Genomic DNA, 17573 nt, shown 5'->3' with positions numbered 1-17573 from the left:
TAATGTCAGTGAGGCTGCGTTCGAGATTTCAACAGCCGATCGGAATAGCGAACACAGGCTACTCAAGGGTGTTTGCCTGGGCAATGGCCCGGCGCCCTGTCGATGCCGTTTCCGCCCCGCTTCCGATGCCGTTTCCGCACGAACCGCACGGCGTGCGCCCTGATGGCATTACTGTCTTCTGTGTGCGGCACGTCACATTGTGTCGCGGGGGAAATCGGGGGACGAGGGTGTTCAGAGGTCGTCTGGTCGGTATTGGCGTCGGCGACTACGCGTCGGAGGTGCACAGGCGGCTCGATCACGCCGTGGACGATGTGGTCGCTCTGACCGGTGTGCTCGGGGCGGACTTCGACGGGGAGCCGCTGAGGAACCCCACCGAGACGGAGGTGCGGGACTTCCTCAAGTCGCTGAAGAACTCGCTGTCGCCGGATGGTCCGCTGGTCGTCGTGTGGAGCGGTCACGGGCTCCCCGCGGAAGACGGCCTCCGGCTGCTGGCCAGGGACAGCGGCGCGGACGCGGCGGAGGGCCTCGGTGTGCGGGACGTGGTCGCTCCGTGCGCGCTGTCGGGCGCGAACCAGTTGCTGTTCGTCTTCGACACGTGCTTCTCGGGCGACGCGATCCCGGCGAGCGACCTGGCCACGCAGATCATGCGGGAGACCAGGAACGCACGTCAGGTGTGGGTCGGCGTGGTCACCTCCTGCCTGTCCCTGGAGACGGCACGCGACGGGCTGTTCGGGCAGCGCCTGCGGAAGGTCCTGGAGCAGGGGCCGGACATGCCCGAGCTGCGGGTGCGCTGGTCGCCCCACAACCGGTACGTGCGGGGCGACGACGTGTGCGATGCCGTACTGAAGGAGTGGAGCAGCGGCGCGCAGTCGCCGGACTTCCAGTCCCGGGGCAGCGCGTGGTGGATGTTTCCCAACCCGTTGTACCGGCCCGGGGCGCCCGAGCAGGTGGTCGAGCATCTGCTGCGGGCCGCGCGCAGCGGGGCTCCGCTGGAGGCTCCGTCGTGGTTCACCGGGCGTACGGCGGAGGTGAACACGGTCGTCGGGTGGGTGCGGCGGCGGCAGCCCGGGCTGTACGTGGTGACGGGGTCGGCGGGGACCGGCAAGTCGGCGATCCTCGGCCGGGTCGTCAGCCTGTCCAACCCGGAGGAGCGGGAGCGGCTCCTTGCGGACGGGCATCCGTGGAGCCATGAGCTGCCCGAGGAGCGGTCGGTTTCCGCACACGTGCACGCGCGGGGGCTCACCGCGGATCTGGCGGCGGATCATCTTGCCGGGCAGTTGGTGCAGCGGGGGGTGCTGACGGCGCAGGACGCGCGGCGGAACGCGAGTGAGCTGGTGGGGGAGGTGCAGCGGGCGGTCGAGGACGGGGCCCGGGCGCCGGTTCTGGTCGTGGACGGGCTGGACGAGGCGCGGGGTGAGGCGTTCAAGGTCGCCGATGATCTGCTGACGCGGCTGGCCGCGCATGCCGTGGTGGTGGTGTCGACGCGGGACATGCAGCGGGGGGACGGACACCCTGGTCTGGTGGCGACGCTGGCGCCCGACGGGGCGGGGATCGACCTCGACGATCCGGCTGTGCAGCAGCGGGGCAGGGCGGATCTGACCGAGTACGTGCGGCTGCGGCTGCGGGACGTCGACGCGCGTATGGACGCCGGGGCGGTAGCCGATCACCTGTTCGGGACGGACGCGGCGGAGGCACAGCACACGTTTCTCCTTGCCCGGCTGGTGACGGACCAGTTGTCGGCGGTACCGGTGGACACCTCGGTGGAGGGGTGGGAGGACACGATCAGTCACTCCGTCGAGGACGCGTTGGACACGGACCTGGCGGCGGTCGTTCCGGCACCGGAGCGGCGGAGTGCGCAGGGCCCGGTGCCGACGGCGCTGGCCAGGGTCATACTGCGCGCGCTGACCTGGGGGTACGGGGCCGGCTTCCCGGAGGAGGAGTGGCTGTGCGTCGCCAACGTGGAGGCGCCGGACGGGGTGGAGGTGACCCGCGAGGACATCACCTGGGTGCTCGACCAGCTCGGGCGGCACATCGTGCAGGACGGTGAGGCGGGGATCGCGGTGTACCGGATGGCTCATCAGAGCCTTGCCGATCATCTGCGGCCCGCCTTCCGGGGGTCCCCGGAGCAACCCTTCAATCCGGCGGCGCAGGGGGTGGCCGAGGCGCTGCTCGACAGGTACCGGAGCCTTCTCGCAGGAGGCATCGCCGCGGAGAAGCCGTCGTACCTGTGGTTCTACCTGTGGCGTCATGCTGCGGAAACCGGTCAGGCCGGTATCGCGCTGCTTCGTTCCCTGGCGCAGCAGACACCGTCGCTGCTTCCCGACGTGGGTATGGCCGCGGGGCTCGTCGCCAACCGGTTCCAGCACTGGGGGCGCTCGGCGGAAGCGCTCGCAGTGACCGAGGAAGCCGTCCGGCTGTGGCGCGTCCTGGCCGAGATGAACCCCGCCCATCTCCCCAGTCTCGCCATGGCCCTGAACAACCTCGGCGTGTGTTACGGCAACGTGGGGCGCCCGACCGAAGCCCCCGCACTGGCCGAGGAAGCCGTCCGGCTGTGGCGGAGCCTGGCCGAGGAGAACCCCGGCCACCTCCCCGACCTCGCCACGGCCCTGAACAACCTCGGGAGCTGCTACAGCGACGTCGGCCGCTGGGCCGAAGCACTGCCACCCGCCGAAGAGGCAGTCGACCTGTGGCGTGCGCTGACCGAGGAGAACACCACCTACCTCCCCGACCTCGCCGACGCTCTCAACAGTCTCGGCAACCGCTACAGCGACGTCGGACGCCGGGCCGAAGCGCTCACCCCCACCGAAGAAGCGGTCGAACTGTGGCGGGCCCTGGCCGAGGAGAACCCCATCTACCTCCCGAACCTCGCCATGTCCCTGAACAACGTCGGCGTACGCTACAGCGAAGTGGGGCGCCGGACCGAAGCGCTCGCCCCCACGGAGGAAGCCGTCCGCCTGCGACGGGTCCTGGCCGAGGAGAACCCCGCCTACCTGCCCAATCTCGCCGCTGCCCTCAACAACCTCGGCAACCGCTACAGCGACGTCGGACGCCTGACCGAAGCGATCGCCCCCACCGAGGAAGCCGTCCGCCTGCGACGCACCCTGGCCGAGGAGAACCCCGCCCACCTCCCCAACCTCGCCACGGCCCTGAAGAACCTCGGCATCAGTTACAGCGACGCCGGGCGCTGGGACGAAGCACTCGCCCCCACCGAAGAAGCCGTCAGCCTGTCGCGGACGCTGGCCGAGGAGAACCCGGCCTACCTCCCCGACCTCGCCGGCGCCCTCAACAGCCTCGGCATCCGCTACAGCTACGTGGGAAACCAGGCCGAAGCACTCCCGCCCACCGAAGAGGCCGTCCTCCTGTGGCGCGCCCTGGCCGAGGAGAACCGCGCCTATCTCCCCGACCTCGCCGGATCCCTCAACAACCTCGGCATCCGCTACAGCAACGTCGGACGCCAAGCCGAAGCGGTCACCCCCACCGAAGAAGCGATCGACCTGTACCGGGCCCTGGCCGAGGAGAACCGCGCCTATCTCCCCAACCTCGCCGGATCCCTCAACAACCTCGGCATCCGCTACAGCGACGTCGGACGCCTGACCGAAGCGATCGCCCCCACCGAGGAAGCCGTCCGCCTGCGACGCACCCTGGCCGAGGAAAACCCCGCCCACCTGCCCAGCCTCGCCGGCTCCCTCTACAACCTCAGCCTGGTGTACGGCGAATTGGGCCGGTGGGCGGAAGCACCCGCCCCCGCCGAGGAAGCAGTGGACCTGTGGCGCGCCCTGGCCGAGGAGAACCCCGCCCATCTGACCGATCTCGCCGACTCCCTCCACAACCTCAGCATCGTGTACGGCGAAACAGGCCGACGGGCCGAGGCACCCGCCCCCGCCGAGGAAGCAGTGGACCTGTGGCACGCCCTGACTCGGCAAAACCCCGCCCACCTGGCCAACCTCGCCGTAGCTCTCAACAACGTCAGCAAGCACTACGCCGTCGTCGGGCAGTCGGCCGACGAGCTCTGGGAGGGTGTGCTCGGCGAGGCTGACCCGGGCCATGCCGCTTTCCTGCTGCTGGCTCGTTCGTCCACCGCGCAGGCCGGGGACGGCGATGCGACCGCATGGCTCGTCGAAGCCGAACGGGCCATCACCGCTGCCACGTCCCCCGGTCTTGTCGGCGTCCTGCACTCGGAAGGCCGTCGGCACCGCACCGCGGCCCCGGAAACCTTCGACGAGGTCTGGCACCGGCTCACCGGCGCGCACCCCCCTGCCTGGCTCACCATCGATCCCGGCCTGCTGGCACAGGCCGAGGCCTGGATCGGCACCGCGAGCTACGAAGCCGAACGCGACCATCTCGCGGCACACCCGGAACTCCTCTCACCGGAGGCCGACAGCGCCGTGGACGAGGTCTTGCTCGACCTCCAGGAGGAAGCGGCACAGCGCTACCGAGAGCTGCGCCGGCTGGCCCGGAGCGTCGGCGTCGACCACGCCTACCAGCCGCTCCTGAGCTCCGTCCTGGCCTACGAGTTCGCCACCGCTTCCCCGGAAGACCGGCGGACCCTGCTACGGCAACGGCGCGACGACCTGCTCGATGACCTCGTCCTCGAAGCGCTGTCCGGCGGCGCCACCGACCCCGATCCGGAGACCGCCCGCCTGTGCACCCAGGCCGAATGCCTGCTCATGCTCGCAGAGCTCGACGCCGACGCCGACGCCCTCGACGCCCTGGACGACCCTTCCGGGTTCCCCGCTCTGCTCGCCACGGCAGCCCGCCGTCCCGACCCGGCCCCGCTGGCAGCAACCGCGTGCCTCGCCCTGACCGCCGCCACCAGCGACAGCCTCACGGCCACCGCCGAATTCCACCTCGCCGTGGCCGCGGCCATCGACGACGACCCGGACGCTGCCGGCACCCTGCTGGACCACGCCTGCGACCACCACCCCGCGGCCGTCCCCGCCTGGATCACCGCCCTGGCCGAGATCGCCCAGCACCACCCCGCCGCCCTGACCCTCATCCCCCGACTGACCACCCGGCTGGAGGAGCCCGATGACCCCACCCCTACCGCCGCCCTCCACGACTGACCTGGTCGTAGTCCTCCCCGGCATCACAGGCAGCACCCTCCGCAGCCCCGACGGGCTGGTCTGGTCCCCCTCCGCCGGTTCCCTGCTCCGCGCGATCAAGAGCCTCGGCCGTACCCTCACCCGTCTCCGGCTCCCGGAAGGCATCGGCGACGAGCACCCGGACGACGGTGTGCAGCCCGTGGCCCTGATGCCGGACCTGCATCTCGTCCCCGGCGTCTGGACCCCGCTCAAGGGCTACGACCTGCTCCTGGAACGCCTCCGCTCCCTGGGGTACCGCGAGAGCCCGGACCAGCCCGACGCTCCTCCCGGCAACCTCCTCCCCGTCCCCTACGACTGGCGCCTGTCCAACCGCTACAACGGCCGCCGCCTGGCCACCCTCGTCGAACCCGCCCTGGAGCGCCTGCGCGCCCAAGGCGGCCCCTACGCCGACGCCCGTCTCGTCTTCGTCTGTCACTCCATGGGCGGCCTGGTGGCCCGCTGGTACATCGAGCACTGCGGCGGCGCGGAGATCACCCGCAAGCTGATCACCTTCGGCACCCCCTACCGCGGTGCGGCGAAGGCGCTGGACCAGCTGGTCAACGGCGTACGCCGCGGCATCGGGCCCCTGTCCGTCGACCTGACCGCCTTCGCCCGCAGCATGCCCTCCCTGCACCAGCTGCTCCCCGAGTACGCCTTCATCGAGAACTCCGGGGCCCTCGCCAAGACCACCGAGGTCACCGTCCCGGAGTTGGACCAGGGGCAGACGACCGACGCCATGCGCTTCCACACCCAGCTCAACGACGCCGAGGCCGCCCGCCCCTCCGCGCTGACCGCCACCCACGCCATCGTCGGCATCCACCAGAACACAGCCACCACCGCCAGGATCACCACCGACGGCGTCACCCTCCTCGACACCTACAACGCAGACCACCTCTTCGGCGACGGCACCGTCCCGCTCGTCGCCGCCTCCCGCCCCGGCGTCCCCATGGACAGCAACACCCTGCGCCGCGTCCCCGACCACCACGGCAACCTCCACCGCAACCCCGCCGCCCTCGACGAACTCGAAGGCGTCCTCGCCGCCCGCGACATCGTGGTCCGCGCGCCGGCGACCGAGCATCTGCGCCTCGACGTCCCCGAACTGATCACCGCGGAAGAGGACCTCACGGTCCGGGTGACCGCGGTCAGCGGCGAGCGGACCGCCGTACGGCTCACCGTGTCCGACGAGGCCGGCCGGCTTGAGCAGGCCCGTGTCGTCATCGCGGGCGCGGATCCGGTGGAGGCCGTGCTCGACGGGTTGCCCCCGGGCGCCCACACCGTCGACGCCGTGGGCACGGCCCCGGGCTCACGCATCGCCCCGGTCAGCGCCACCACCCTCAAGTGGCAATGAGCCTCCCCTCACCTGTGCCCCCGCGCCGCCCCCAGCTCCCCCCGCAGCCGCTTCGCCCGCAACACCAGCTCCAGCTCGAACCGCCGGTCGGGGTCGTCGACCTCGTCGCCCCACAACTCCCGTATCTGTCTCAGGCGGTACCGCACGGTCTGCGGATGGACGCCGAGCCGTGCCGCCACCTCCGGCGCTCCGCCCCGGGTCTCCAGCCACGCCAGTAACGTCTCCGCGAGTCGCCGGCCATGGGTGGGACCGCAGTGGGCCAGCGGGGCCAGGCACCGCAGTGCCAGGTCGTCGATCAGTTCCTCCGGCTGCAACAGGACCAGCGCTTCGGTGTGCTCGGTGCAGTGCAGGACCTCGCCGGCCGGCAACAGCCCCCGTTCCATCAGCCGCACCGCCGCCTCCGCCCACCGCAGCGACTTCGCCGCGTCGGCCGGCCGCACGGGCGGCCCGATCGCGCCGGACCAGCCGGTCAGCGCCCGGTGCAGCAGTTCGGGCCGGCCGGCGGCGTCCGGGTCGGGGACCACCATGCGTGGCTGCTCGTACTCCATGTCCAGCAGCACTCCCTGCCCCACCGCGGGCGCCACCGCCTCCCGCGCCGGGCGGAGCAGCACCCCCACCGAGACCTTCTCGGGCAGCGGCCAGCCGATCCGCGCGGCCCGCTCGGCCAGCGCGTCGGCCGGGTCGCCCCGGTGCTGTTCGGCCAGCAGCAGCTCCATCAGGCGGCGTTGCAGCCTGAGCCGTTCCCCGGCCTGGCGAGCCGCCGCCTCCGCGTAGCCGCGTACCGACTGGTCGACCAGGCCGTCGAGGTACTCGTAGCCCGCGTCGACGAGTTCGTACATCGCGGGCGGCGGGATCTCGACGCGCTGGCCGATGTCGGCGAAGCGGCGCCAGGCCAGCCGTACGCCCATGCGGTAGATCGCCTGGAGGGAGTCCAGTGAGCGCCCGTGCAGACCCTCGCCCCTGCCGAAGTCCTGGAACACCCCGGGCGGCACCGTGGGCCGTCCCTGCGAGTTCTCCAGGTTCTCCAGGTGCCGCACGAAGACCTCGATGGCGCGGCGGATGCCGACGAGGGCCATCGGCTCGCCGGAGTCGTCGAGGACCACGGGCAGATGGGGGTACTCGCGGCGGATCTCGCGCATGATCTCCTCCGCGAGCGCGGGCGCCTCGGCCATGGCGATCGCCGCGAACCGGCGCACCTGGAAACGCGGGACGTCGTGCCAGGCCGACCGGGGGGTGACGGTTGCCGGAGAGCGAGCCGTCACGGTCAACTCCCCTTGCCTGCTTGCTCGTAGGTGATCAGCGGGGTGTTCGGTTGGTCGGGGGTCGCCTCCAGCAGGGCGACGACGCCGAGCGCGGCGCCCGCGGCGAGAGCCGCGGCGACCGCGACGGTCAGCGCGGCGGCGAGCAGTCTGGACATCGCAGGGTCAGCCTCTCTGTCCGGAGCCCGTCCGGACGTCAGCCCGGAGGTCGTCCCCACCCCGGCGCCCACCCCTGCCTGTCCGGCCCAGTGTTGACAAGACATTGACAGTCCGTCAAGGGGCGCCTACGGTTCCCGGCCCGTACCGCACGCGCACTTTCCCCCACGGTGTCGACGCTCGCTCACGTCGGCTCGTCTCACGCCTCTGGAGTGCCGGATGCGCCGTTCAGCCTCACCTTTCTCCCTGCTCCTGCTGGGTCTCGGCACCTTTCTGCTGGTGCTCGCGCCCCTGCTGGCGTGGTACGTGTCGCCGCGTGCCGCCGTCAATCCGATCGACATCGACACCACCGCCGTCTACACCGGCACCGGCAGCGTCTTCGACACCGACCGGATCGAGACGGTTGCCGACCAGAGGATCACCATCACCCAGCGGGTGCGGGGCGACGTGGCCGGCAGTGAACGCAGCGGCAACGCCGTCTGGGACGTGACGACGACGGTCGACACCGACGAGTCGCTGCCGGCCGCGGACCCGCACGACGCGCTGCTGTTCACCCCGCACCGCTGGGTCATGGACCGGAAGACCACCAAGCCGGTGCACTGCTGCGGGGAGCAGCCGTACATCGAGGGCGAGGCCTATCTGAAATTCCCCTTCGACGTGCAGAAACGCTCCTACCAGTGGTGGGACAACACCCTCGGCGGGACGGTCACGCTGGAGTACCGGGGCACGAAGAAGGTCCAGGGTTACACCGGGTACCGGTTCACCGGGACCGTTCCGCCGTCGAAGGCCGGCACCCGGCTCGTTCCGGGCGGCATCGTCGACCGGCCGGACCGCCCGCAGGTACTGGCCGAGGAGTGGTACTCCAACCACGGCATCGAGCTGGTCGTCGACCAGCGCACCGGCCGGGTGATCTACGCGCAGACCGGCCCGAAACGGACCCTGCGCGCGCCGGGCGCGAAGAAGGACGCGGCGGTGCTGCTGGACAGCCGGAAGATCTCGTTCACCACCGGGACGCAGAAGGAAGCCGTGCGGCAGGCGAAGCAGGACAGCGGTCTGCTGCGCCTGGTGAGCGAGACGTTGCCGATCGGCGCGGCTGTGGCCGGATTCGTCCTCGCGGTGGTCGGTGGTGTTCTGGTGGCGCGAGGGCGGAAGGAGACGGAGCACTCCGAAATGCCTGGAACACCCCAGCCCGCCCTCACGATGTGACAGGGCGTCAGCTCGAACAAAGCCGGAAATTGTCACGCCGGTGAGTAGCCCTGACGAACGTCCGGGCTAAAACTGTCCAACCCCACCCGAGCACAACCCACCCACACCCCCCTCCCAGGAAGATCCCAGGAAGAGCTCAGACCCCCCACAACAGAGCCCGGCCGCCGACCCGGCCGAACGGTCCGCGCCCCTGCCTTCCCCCACGCTGAGTTCCGCACCCCGACACGAGTTGGAGCACCCATGCCCCAGCACGTACCGCCCTCGCTGCGCCCCGCGCCCCCCAGCGCGCCGCAGCACCCTCCGGCGCTCCCCCCACATCCGCGCCGGATCGTCTTCCTCGCCCACCGTGACCTGGGCAATCCGTCCGCCGGCGGCTCCGAACTGCTGGTGGACCGGCTCGCCGACGGGCTGACCCACCTGGGCCATCAGGTCACCCTGCTGTGCGGCGGCCCGGCGGCCTGCCGCGACTACCGGGTCGTGTCGGCGGGCGGCGCCTACGGCCACTACCTGCGCGCCCGCTCGGCCTTCGCCCGCCAGGTCGGCGAGGCCGATCTGCTGGTCGAGGTGTGCAACGGGATGCCGTACCTGGCGCCCCGGTGGCATCGCGGTCCCACGCTGTGCCTGGTGAACCACGTTCACACCGACCTGTGGACGATGCGGTTCGGCGGGCCGCTGGCCCCGGCCGCCCGCATCGGGCGAAGACTGGAGCACTGGGCGCTGACCGGTGCGCAGCAACGGAGCCTGCTGGTCGCCGTCTCCGCTTCGACGGCCCACGCCCTGCGCGCGATCGGCGTCGAACGGGACCGCATTCGGGTCGTGCACAACGGCGTGGAGGAGCCGGGCCCGCGCGCCGACCGCTCCCCGGAACCGCTGTTCGTGGCGGTGGGCCGGCTCGTCGAGTACAAGCGGATCGATCTGTTGCTCCGGTTGTGGGAGCGGGTGCGTCCGGTGACCGGCGGCCGGCTGCTGATCGTCGGCGACGGGCCGGAGCGGCAGCGGCTGGAGCAACTGGCCGGTCCCGGCGTGGAGTTCACCGGTCATGTGCCGGAGGCGGAGAAGCACCGTCTGCTGTGCGCGGCCTGGCTGCTGCTGCATCCGTCGGCGGTGGAGGGCTGGGGGCTGGTGGTGACGGAGGCGGCGGCGCGGGAGACGCCAACGGTCGCCTTCGACGTGCCCGGCGTCCGGGACTCCGTGGTCGACGGTGAGACCGGTGTCCTCGCGCGGGGCGAGTCGTCGTTCGCGGCGGCCTGGTGCACGCTCGCCCTGTCCGGGCACCGGCGGGAGCTCATGGGCAAGGCGGCCCGTGATCGCGCGGCGCGGTATCGCTGGGATCGTACGGTGCGGCAGTTCCGTGCGGTGGCGGCCGAGGCGGTGAGGGGCTGGGCCCCATGAGCGCCACAGGTCTCAAAGACCCCTCCCTGCGCCGCTCCCTCGCCCTCTTCCGCGCCTTCCGGCACGAACAGGACGACCCCGCGTCCTGCTACTCCCTCCTCGCCCGCGACGCCGTCGACCAGGTCGAGGCCTACGACGGTCCCGTCGCCGGCCGCACGGTCGTGGACGTCGGCGGTGGCGGCGGGTACTTCACCGAGGAGTTCCGGCGTCGCGGCGCGCACGCGTTCCTCTTCGAGCCGGACCTGCGGGAACTGGGCGAGAAACCGCCCGAGTCGGCCGTGGTCGCCGACGGGTATCTGCTGCCGCTGCGGGACGGGGCCGCCGACGTCACGTTCTCCTCCAACGTCCTGGAGCACGTGGCCGATCCGCAGACGTTCCTCAGCGAGCTGGCGCGGGTGACCCGTCCGGGCGGGCTGGTCTACGTGTCGTTCACCAACTGGCTGTCGCCGTGGGGCGGGCACGAGTGGGCCCCGTGGCACTACTTCGGCGCCGAGCGGGCCCGCGCCCGCTACCAGCGCCGTACGGGCAGGCCCGCCAAGCACACCCTCGGCGAGAACCTGTTCCCGCACCACATCGGCACCACCCTGCGGCAGGTGCGCGCCCGCGACGACGTGCGGATCGTCTCGGCGCGCTCCCGCTACTGGCCGTTCCTCGCGGAGACCGTCGTCAAGGCGCCGGGGATCCGTGAGCTGGCCACCTGGAACCTCCTCCTCATCCTCCGGCGGTGTCCCCCATGACGACCACGGTCCAGGCTCCCCCTCCGGCAGCCGTCCCCACGCCCGCACCGACCTCGGGTCCGCCGGAGGGCCCGAGGTCGCGGCGCTGGCTGCTGGGGTTCTGGGCCGTGGTCTTCGTGCTGTTCCTGGCGGTGCACCCGGGCCGCCAGACCTTCGACACCAAGCTCGGCGTCACCGTCGACCCCGGCCGGTTCCTCGCCGATCTGGGCCAGTTGTGGCAGGACCAGGGCTCGTTCGGCGGGATCCACAACCAGTACGCCGGCTATCTGTGGCCGATGCTGCCGTTCCACTGGCTGTGCGACCTCGTGCGGCTGCCGGTGTGGCTGGCGGAGCGGCTGTGGCTGTCGCTGGTCGTCTCGGTCGCGTTCTGGGGCGCGCTGCGGCTGGCCGAGCGGCTGCGCGTGGGCAGCGGCGCGTCCCGGCTGCTCGCGGCGGTGGCGTACGCGCTGTGGCCGGTGTTCACCACCGTCGTCGGCTCCACCTCGGCGGCGGCGCTGCCCGGCGCGTTCCTGCCGTGGGTGCTGCTGCCGCTGACGAACGAGCGGTACGCCGCCCGCGTCGCGGCCCTGCGTTCGGCGCTGATCGTGCCGTTCATGGGCGGCGTCAACGCGGCCTCGACCCTGGCCTCGCTGCTCCCGGTCGGGCTGTATCTCCTGTCCCGCCCGTCCGGGCCGAGGCAGCGCAAGCTGATCGCCTGGTGGGTGCCCGGCGTGCTCGTGGTCACGGCCTGGTGGTGGATCCCGCTGCTGCTGCTCGGGGCGTACGGCGAGAACTTCCTGCCGTACGTGGAGACCTCCGAGACCACGACGGCCACCATGTCGGCGACGGAGGCGCTGCGCGGCGCCGGGAACTGGGTGGCGTACCTGCACTTCGGTGAGGCGTGGCTGCCCGCGGGCTGGACGGTGGCGTCCTCGGCCGTCGTGATCGTCTGCTCGGCGCTCGCGGCCGGGCTGGGCCTCGCGGGGCTCGCCAGACGGGACGTTCCGGAGCGGCGGTGGCTGGTGCTGACGGTGCTGGTGACGGCGCTGGTGCTGCTCGCCGGGTACGGCGGCGCGTTCGGCGCTCCCTTCCACGACACCGTGCAGGACTGGCTGGACGGCTGGCTGTCGCCCTTCCGCAACATCTACAAGTTCCAGACGGGACTCGCGCTGGCGCTCGTCCTGGGCCTCGCGCACCTGGTGGGCGTGGCCGCCGAGCCGCGCGGCGCCCGCCCGGTGCGCGGCCGGCGTTTGGCCCCGCTGGTCGCGGCGGTGCTGATCGTCCCCGGGCTGCTGTGGCCGTACCTCAACGGCTCGATCCTCAACCCCGGTTCCTTCCGGAAGCTCCCCGCCTACTGGCAGGCCACGGCCGACTGGCTGGAGAAGTACTCGCCCGACTCGCGCGCCCTGGTCGTCCCGGCGACCGCCCACGGCCTCTACACCTGGGGCTCGACAATCGACCAGCCCCTGGACGTGCTCGCCGGGTCCCGCTGGGCGCAGCGCGACTACGTCCCCTTCGGCACCCCCGGCAACCGGCGTGCCATGGACGCCGTCGAGCAGGCCCTGATGTCCGGCGCCGAAGTGCCGGGGCTGGCCGACTACCTGAGCCGCGCGGGGATCTACTACGTCGTCGTCCGCAACGATCTCGACCCCGACCAGATCGGCCATGTACCGACCACGACGGTGAAGCGGTCCCTGGAACAGTCCGGGTACGAGCGGGTGACCGGTCTCGGGCCGGTCATGACCGGCGGCCGGATCGCGCCCCGCACCCCGCTCCAGGTCGAGGGCCTGTACCCGCGGCAGCGGGCGGTGGAGATCTACCGGCCGCGTGACGCGGACGTGCCGCGGCCCGGGCAGGCCGGGCTCGCGCCGGTCGCCGACACGGCCGTCGTCTCCGGCGGCCCCGAGGCGCTGCTGCCGCCGGCGACCGAGCTGCGTGGCCGGCCGACGGTGCTGACCGGGGACAGCCACCCCGGGCTCGGTTCGCCGCCGGTGCAGCTCACCGGAGACGGGCTGCGGCGCGCGGACACGCGGTTCGGGCTGGTCAACGCCAACACCTCGTACACGTACACCCGGAACGAGCGCAACGCGCCGGACGCGCTACAGGACGCGGGCGAGGGGCCGCACCAGATCCTGCCGGCCGAGGGGCTCGACCATCAGACGGTGGCCGAGCTGCGCGGCGCCCGCTCGGTGACGGCGTCCTCGTACGGCAGCTGGCTGTTCCATCTGCCGCAGTACGACCCGGTGAACGCCTTCGACGGCAACCCGGACACCGCGTGGACGGAGGGGGCGCCCGGTTCGGCGGACGGGCAGTGGCTGCGGATCGGGTTCACGGGGACGTACGACATGCCGTCCTCCGTCAAGGTCACGCCGTTGCCGCAGGACAGTGTGCGGGCGGCGGCGACGCGGGTGCGGGTGGAGACGGAGCAGGGCTCGGTGACGAGCTCCCTCCAGCCGAACGGCATGACGCAGAGCGTCAGGGCGCCCGCGGGTGGGACGCGGTGGATGAAGCTGACGATCGTGGACTCGGTGGAGCGCCGGGCCGGCCTCACCGGTGCGGGCTTCTCCGAGATCCGCCTGCCCGACGTGCAGGTGACGCGCCTGCTGCGGCTGCCCACGGACGCCGAGAACTCCACCGCCGCCACCGACATCGTCTCCCTGCACCGCACGCCCGACCCCACCGGCCTGTCCGCGACCGGCACCGAGAACGGTCTGCACCGCGGCTTCACCACGGGCACGGCGGGCACGTACGAGGTGGCGGCGAAGGCGGTGCCGGTCCCGGGCGAGGAACTCGACCGGCTGCTGTACGAGGTCGCGCCGGAGCAGCAGAACCGGATCGTCGCCACCGCCGACTCCACGGCGAACCTCGGCGCGGGTCTGTCGGCGCGCAACCTCACCGACGGCGACCTCACCACGGCGTGGATCGCGGGCGACCGGCCGACGATCCATCTGAGCTGGGACGGGAAGCAACCCGTGGGCGAGGTGGTCCTGGCCGCTGCGGGCGGCCTGTCCACCCGCCCCGCCCAGGTGCACATCAGCTCCCCGGACGGCGCGGCGATCGCCGACGTCGACGAGAACGGCGTGGTCCGCTTCGACCCGATCACCACCGACCGCCTCGACATCACCGTCACCCGGACGGCCCCGCTGACCCTGCACAACCCCGTCGCCGACGAGGACCTGAGCCTGCCGGTGGGCCTGACGGAGGCGTACCTCCCGGCCCTCGACCAGTACCGCACCCCGCAGCCCTCCGGCAGCCGGACGTTCTCGCTGCCGTGCGGCAAGGGGCCGGTGGTGGCGCTGGACGGCGAGCTGTACCGGACCGCAGTGAAGGGGACGGTTCGGGACCTGGTCGAGCGGCGCGCGGTGGAGGTGACGCTCTGTCAGCGGGGGCGGGCGGACGCCGAGGTGCGGCTGCCGGCCGGCTCGCACCGGCTGGAAGGGGGCGACGCGGGCCCGCTGGCCCTGACGGACGTGACCCTGACCCGCGGCACGCTCGCCGAGGCCGCCGCGGCGGGCCGTGAGCTGGAGATACGGGACTGGCTGGGCGACCGCCGCGAGGTGACGGTCGGCTCGGGCGCGGCCTCGTACCTGACGACGTACGAGAACTACAACGACGGCTGGAAGGCCACGCTGAACGGCCACGACCTCACGCCGGTACGGCTGGACGGCTGGCAGCAGGGCTGGCGGATCCCGGAGGGGGCCGGCGGCACGGTGAAGCTGTCGTACGAGCCGTCGACGACGTACGAGGCGGGGCTGATCGGCAGCGGCGTCGGGATCGCGGCCCTGCTCGGCCTGGTGCTGTGGCGCCGTCACGCCCCCAACCCCGACGCACCGCAGCCGGCCCCGCCGCTGCCCGGGCTGTGGCTCGGCACGGTGGCGCTGACGCTGGTCGGCGCGGTGATCGCCGGGTGGCTCGCGCTGCTGGTGCCGGTGGTGGCGGTGCCGGCGCACCGGCGGCACGCGCTGCTGGTGCCGATCGCCTTCCTGGCCCTGGCGGGCGCGGGGGTCACGGCGGCGACGGGGGCCGGGGAGCCGGCCGGCGCGGAGCAGGGCGCGTTCGGGCCGGTGGCCCAGCTGCTGGCGCTGATCGGGCTGTTCGCGGGGCTGGTGAGCGTACGGGAGCCGGACGGGCGGGGTTCTCCCCCGGCGCCGCCGACGACGCCCGCGCCCTCGGAGGCACCGACGCGGACGCTGCCGCGCCGGCGGCGGGGCGCGAGTCCGCTGGGCGCCGAGAGCGGCCCTCTTCCCACCGCGCCGCGCCGCTCCGAGGCCGGCCCCACGGTGTCCGCGCGCGGCCCCGGCCGCCCCGACCCCGACCCGCCGACCGCCCGCATCGCGTCGCGCAGACCGAAGTTCCGGGCGACGCCGGGGCCCGAGCGGCCCACCCAGCCCGGAGAAGACAGGGGGAGGGGCGAGCGCGCATGACGTCACCGGTACGCATCCCGTTCCCGGTCGTGGACGAGGTGTCCCGGCACTGCCTCCAGGAGGAGGAGCCGGAGACGGTCCACATCGAGGTCCACCTCCCCGGCCACCTGGACCCCACCCGCCTGCGCAAGGCATTCACGGAGGCCCTCCTGCGCCACCCCCGGATCCTCATGCGCGAGGCTCCGGGGCCGTGGTACCGGCGCCGCTACGAGTGGGAACTGACGGCGGATCCGGACGTGGAGGTGGTGAGCTTCCCGCCGTCGGGAAGGGACGCGTTGCGGGACGCGCGCACCCGGGCACTCGCTCAGGCACCCCCGCTGTCGGCCTCGCCGCCGATCCGGCTGGAGGTGGTGGAGAGCGTGCTGTTCCTGACCATCAACCACACCGCCCTCGACGGCCCCGCCTGCCTCCGCGTCCTCGCCACCGCCGCGGAGCTGTACGGAGGCAGGGACAACTCCCCCGCGGCATCCCCCGCCCGTCCCTCCGACGCCCCTGGAGGACCCCAGGACCTTCCCGCCTCCTGGTCCCGCCCCGCAAGGGTCGCCCCCGGCACCCCGGAGCCCTCCCCGGGCAACGGCCTGCTCGTCACCGAACTGCCCCTCCCGCACCGCCCCAAGGGCTCCCCCTACACGGTGAACGACCAGCTCATGGTCGCCACGGCCCTGACCATCGCCCACTGGAACAGAGAGCACGGCGTCCGGCCCCGCCCGCTGCGCATCACCATGCCGGTGGACGACCGCCCCCGCGACACCACGATGCCCATCGGCAACGGCACCCGCCTGGTCGAGGTCCCCTTCGCCCCACAGGAACTGGTCCCCTCCGACATGCCCGGCCTGCTGCGCCGTACGGCGAACCGTACCCGCGCTCTGAAATCCCTCCCGCGCCCCCAACTGGGGCACGGTGCCTCCCTGCTCACCGCCCCCTGGGCCCCGGTCACCGTCCGGGCCGCCCTCACCCGGGGCCTGCGCAGAGCGGCCGCTCCGTGGACGTCCACCACCCTGCTCAGCAACATCGGCCGCGTTCCCTACCCCCTGGACTTCGGCGAGGAGGCCGGCCGCGCGCACGCCGTCTGGTTCTCGGCCCCGGCCCGCATGCCCCGCGGACTCACCGTCACCACCGCCTCGACCGCCGGCCGTCTCCACCTGGCCCTGCGCTGGTCCCGCACCCTCCTCGGCCACGGTGACGGCGCCCACCTGAGGGACCTGTTCGAGCACTACCTGCATACGACGGAGGTGAGCTGAGTGACCACCACGGCCCCGCCGCCCAAGGACCTCCGCGACTTCTACGAGGACCCCACCGTCCCCGTCGCCTCGGGCACCCCCCGCAGCCGCCGCCAGGCCCGGATGCTGGCCGAGGCCCTCGGCCCGGCCGCCGCAGGCCCCCGCACCGTCCTCGACATCGGCTGCGGCGACGGCACCGCGGCGGCCACCGCCGCCCCCCTCCTGCCCGGCCACCGCCTCATTGGCGTCGACTGGTCCCAGGACGCCCTCCGCCGCGCCCGCACCCGCCTGCCGTACGCCGTGCGCGGTGAACTCACCGGCCGAGGACTGCCGTTCGCCACCGGCTCCGCGGACGCCGTGCTGTTCAGCGAAGTGATCGAGCACCTCGTCGACCCGGACGCCGCCCTGGACGAGATCCGCCGCGTGCTGCGCCCGGGAGGACATCTGATGCTCTCCACCCCGAACCTGGCGGCCTGGTACAACCGCGGCCTGCTGCTGGCCGGGATCCAGCCGGTCTTCTCGGAGGTCAGTCTGCGCGCGATCCACGGCCGACCGGGCCGGGAGGTCGTCGGGCACCTGCGCCTGTACACCGCCCGCGCACTGCGGGAGTTCGTCACGGCGGCCGGCTTCGAGGTGGTCCGTCTCGCCGGGGCGCCCTTCCACGGCGTACCGCGCCCGCTGCGCCCGCTGGACCGCCTGGCCTGCGCCAGACCAGCGCTCGCGTCGATCCTGCTGCTGCACGCCCGGAAGACGTGAGGGGGCCGGGTCATG

General features: G+C 72.7%; 10 protein-coding genes. 8 read left to right on the top strand and 2 right to left on the bottom strand.

Annotated elements, in window-relative coordinates:
* The first annotated feature begins 227 nt into the window (after positions 1-227).
* Positions 228-5063: a tetratricopeptide repeat protein gene (locus tag NW895_RS05160; protein WP_289934071.1), complete on the top strand. Its 4836-nt coding sequence runs from the start codon at positions 228-230 to the stop codon at positions 5061-5063.
* A complete protein-coding gene (locus tag NW895_RS05155; protein ID WP_289934070.1) occupies positions 5029-6429 on the top strand; it encodes a hypothetical protein in 1401 nt (466 codons plus the stop codon). The genes NW895_RS05160 and NW895_RS05155 overlap by 35 nt, the downstream gene beginning before the upstream one ends.
* Before the next feature lie 8 nt (positions 6430-6437).
* Here NW895_RS05155 and NW895_RS05150 read toward each other — a convergent pair whose 3' ends face one another.
* Together NW895_RS05150 and NW895_RS05145 are read right to left on the bottom strand one after the other, a co-directional pair.
* A complete protein-coding gene (locus NW895_RS05150; RefSeq protein ID WP_289934069.1) occupies positions 6438-7691 on the bottom strand; it encodes a helix-turn-helix domain-containing protein in 1254 nt (417 codons plus the stop codon).
* A 2-nt stretch (positions 7692-7693) separates the two neighbouring features.
* Positions 7694-7846 (bottom strand): hypothetical protein, encoded by a 153-nt coding sequence (locus tag NW895_RS05145; protein WP_289934067.1) that lies wholly within the window; start codon positions 7844-7846, stop codon positions 7694-7696.
* 217 nt (positions 7847-8063) lie between these two features.
* On the opposite strand from NW895_RS05145, the gene NW895_RS05140 reads away from it, so the two are divergent.
* The 6 genes from NW895_RS05140 to NW895_RS05115 all read left to right on the top strand — a co-directional run bounded on the left by NW895_RS05140 (position 8064) and on the right by NW895_RS05115 (position 17558).
* Positions 8064-9050 carry a DUF3068 domain-containing protein gene (locus NW895_RS05140; RefSeq protein ID WP_289934066.1) on the top strand — a complete coding sequence of 329 codons (987 nt, stop codon included), beginning with the start codon at positions 8064-8066 and terminating at the stop codon, positions 9048-9050.
* Between the two features lie 240 nt (positions 9051-9290).
* Positions 9291-10442 (top strand): glycosyltransferase family 4 protein, encoded by a 1152-nt coding sequence (locus NW895_RS05135; protein ID WP_289934065.1) that lies wholly within the window; start codon positions 9291-9293, stop codon positions 10440-10442.
* Positions 10439-11179, top strand: a complete 741-nt coding sequence (locus NW895_RS05130) for a class I SAM-dependent methyltransferase (protein WP_289934064.1) — start codon at positions 10439-10441, stop codon at positions 11177-11179. Before NW895_RS05135 ends, NW895_RS05130 begins: the two co-directional genes overlap by 4 nt.
* A complete protein-coding gene (locus tag NW895_RS05125; protein ID WP_289934063.1) occupies positions 11176-15582 on the top strand; it encodes an alpha-(1->3)-arabinofuranosyltransferase in 4407 nt (1468 codons plus the stop codon). Before NW895_RS05130 ends, NW895_RS05125 begins: the two co-directional genes overlap by 4 nt.
* Complete coding sequence (locus NW895_RS05120; RefSeq protein WP_289934062.1) at positions 15579-16823, top strand: condensation protein; 1245 nt, start codon at positions 15579-15581, stop codon at positions 16821-16823. The genes NW895_RS05125 and NW895_RS05120 overlap by 4 nt, the downstream gene beginning before the upstream one ends.
* Positions 16824-17558 (top strand): class I SAM-dependent methyltransferase, encoded by a 735-nt coding sequence (locus tag NW895_RS05115; protein WP_289934060.1) that lies wholly within the window; start codon positions 16824-16826, stop codon positions 17556-17558. It abuts the gene before it with no gap.
* The last annotated feature ends 15 nt before the right edge of the window (positions 17559-17573 follow it).

The organism is Streptomyces sp. S.PNR 29 (assembly GCF_030386795.1).
In the GTDB taxonomy this organism is placed as follows: domain Bacteria; phylum Actinomycetota; class Actinomycetes; order Streptomycetales; family Streptomycetaceae; genus Streptomyces.
This window is presented reverse-complemented; position numbering and strand designations above follow the sequence as displayed.

Coding starts and splice junctions, on each gene's coding strand:
- NW895_RS05155 (WP_289934070.1), top strand. CDS start 5,029: ATGACCCCACCCCTACCGCCGCCCTCCACGACTGACCTGGTCGTAGTC.
- NW895_RS05120 (WP_289934062.1), top strand. CDS start 15,579: ATGACGTCACCGGTACGCATCCCGTTCCCGGTCGTGGACGAGGTGTCC.
- NW895_RS05135 (WP_289934065.1), top strand. CDS start 9,291: ATGCCCCAGCACGTACCGCCCTCGCTGCGCCCCGCGCCCCCCAGCGCG.
- NW895_RS05145 (WP_289934067.1), bottom strand. CDS start 7,846: ATGTCCAGACTGCTCGCCGCCGCGCTGACCGTCGCGGTCGCCGCGGCT.
- NW895_RS05125 (WP_289934063.1), top strand. CDS start 11,176: ATGACGACCACGGTCCAGGCTCCCCCTCCGGCAGCCGTCCCCACGCCC.
- NW895_RS05140 (WP_289934066.1), top strand. CDS start 8,064: ATGCGCCGTTCAGCCTCACCTTTCTCCCTGCTCCTGCTGGGTCTCGGC.
- NW895_RS05130 (WP_289934064.1), top strand. CDS start 10,439: ATGAGCGCCACAGGTCTCAAAGACCCCTCCCTGCGCCGCTCCCTCGCC.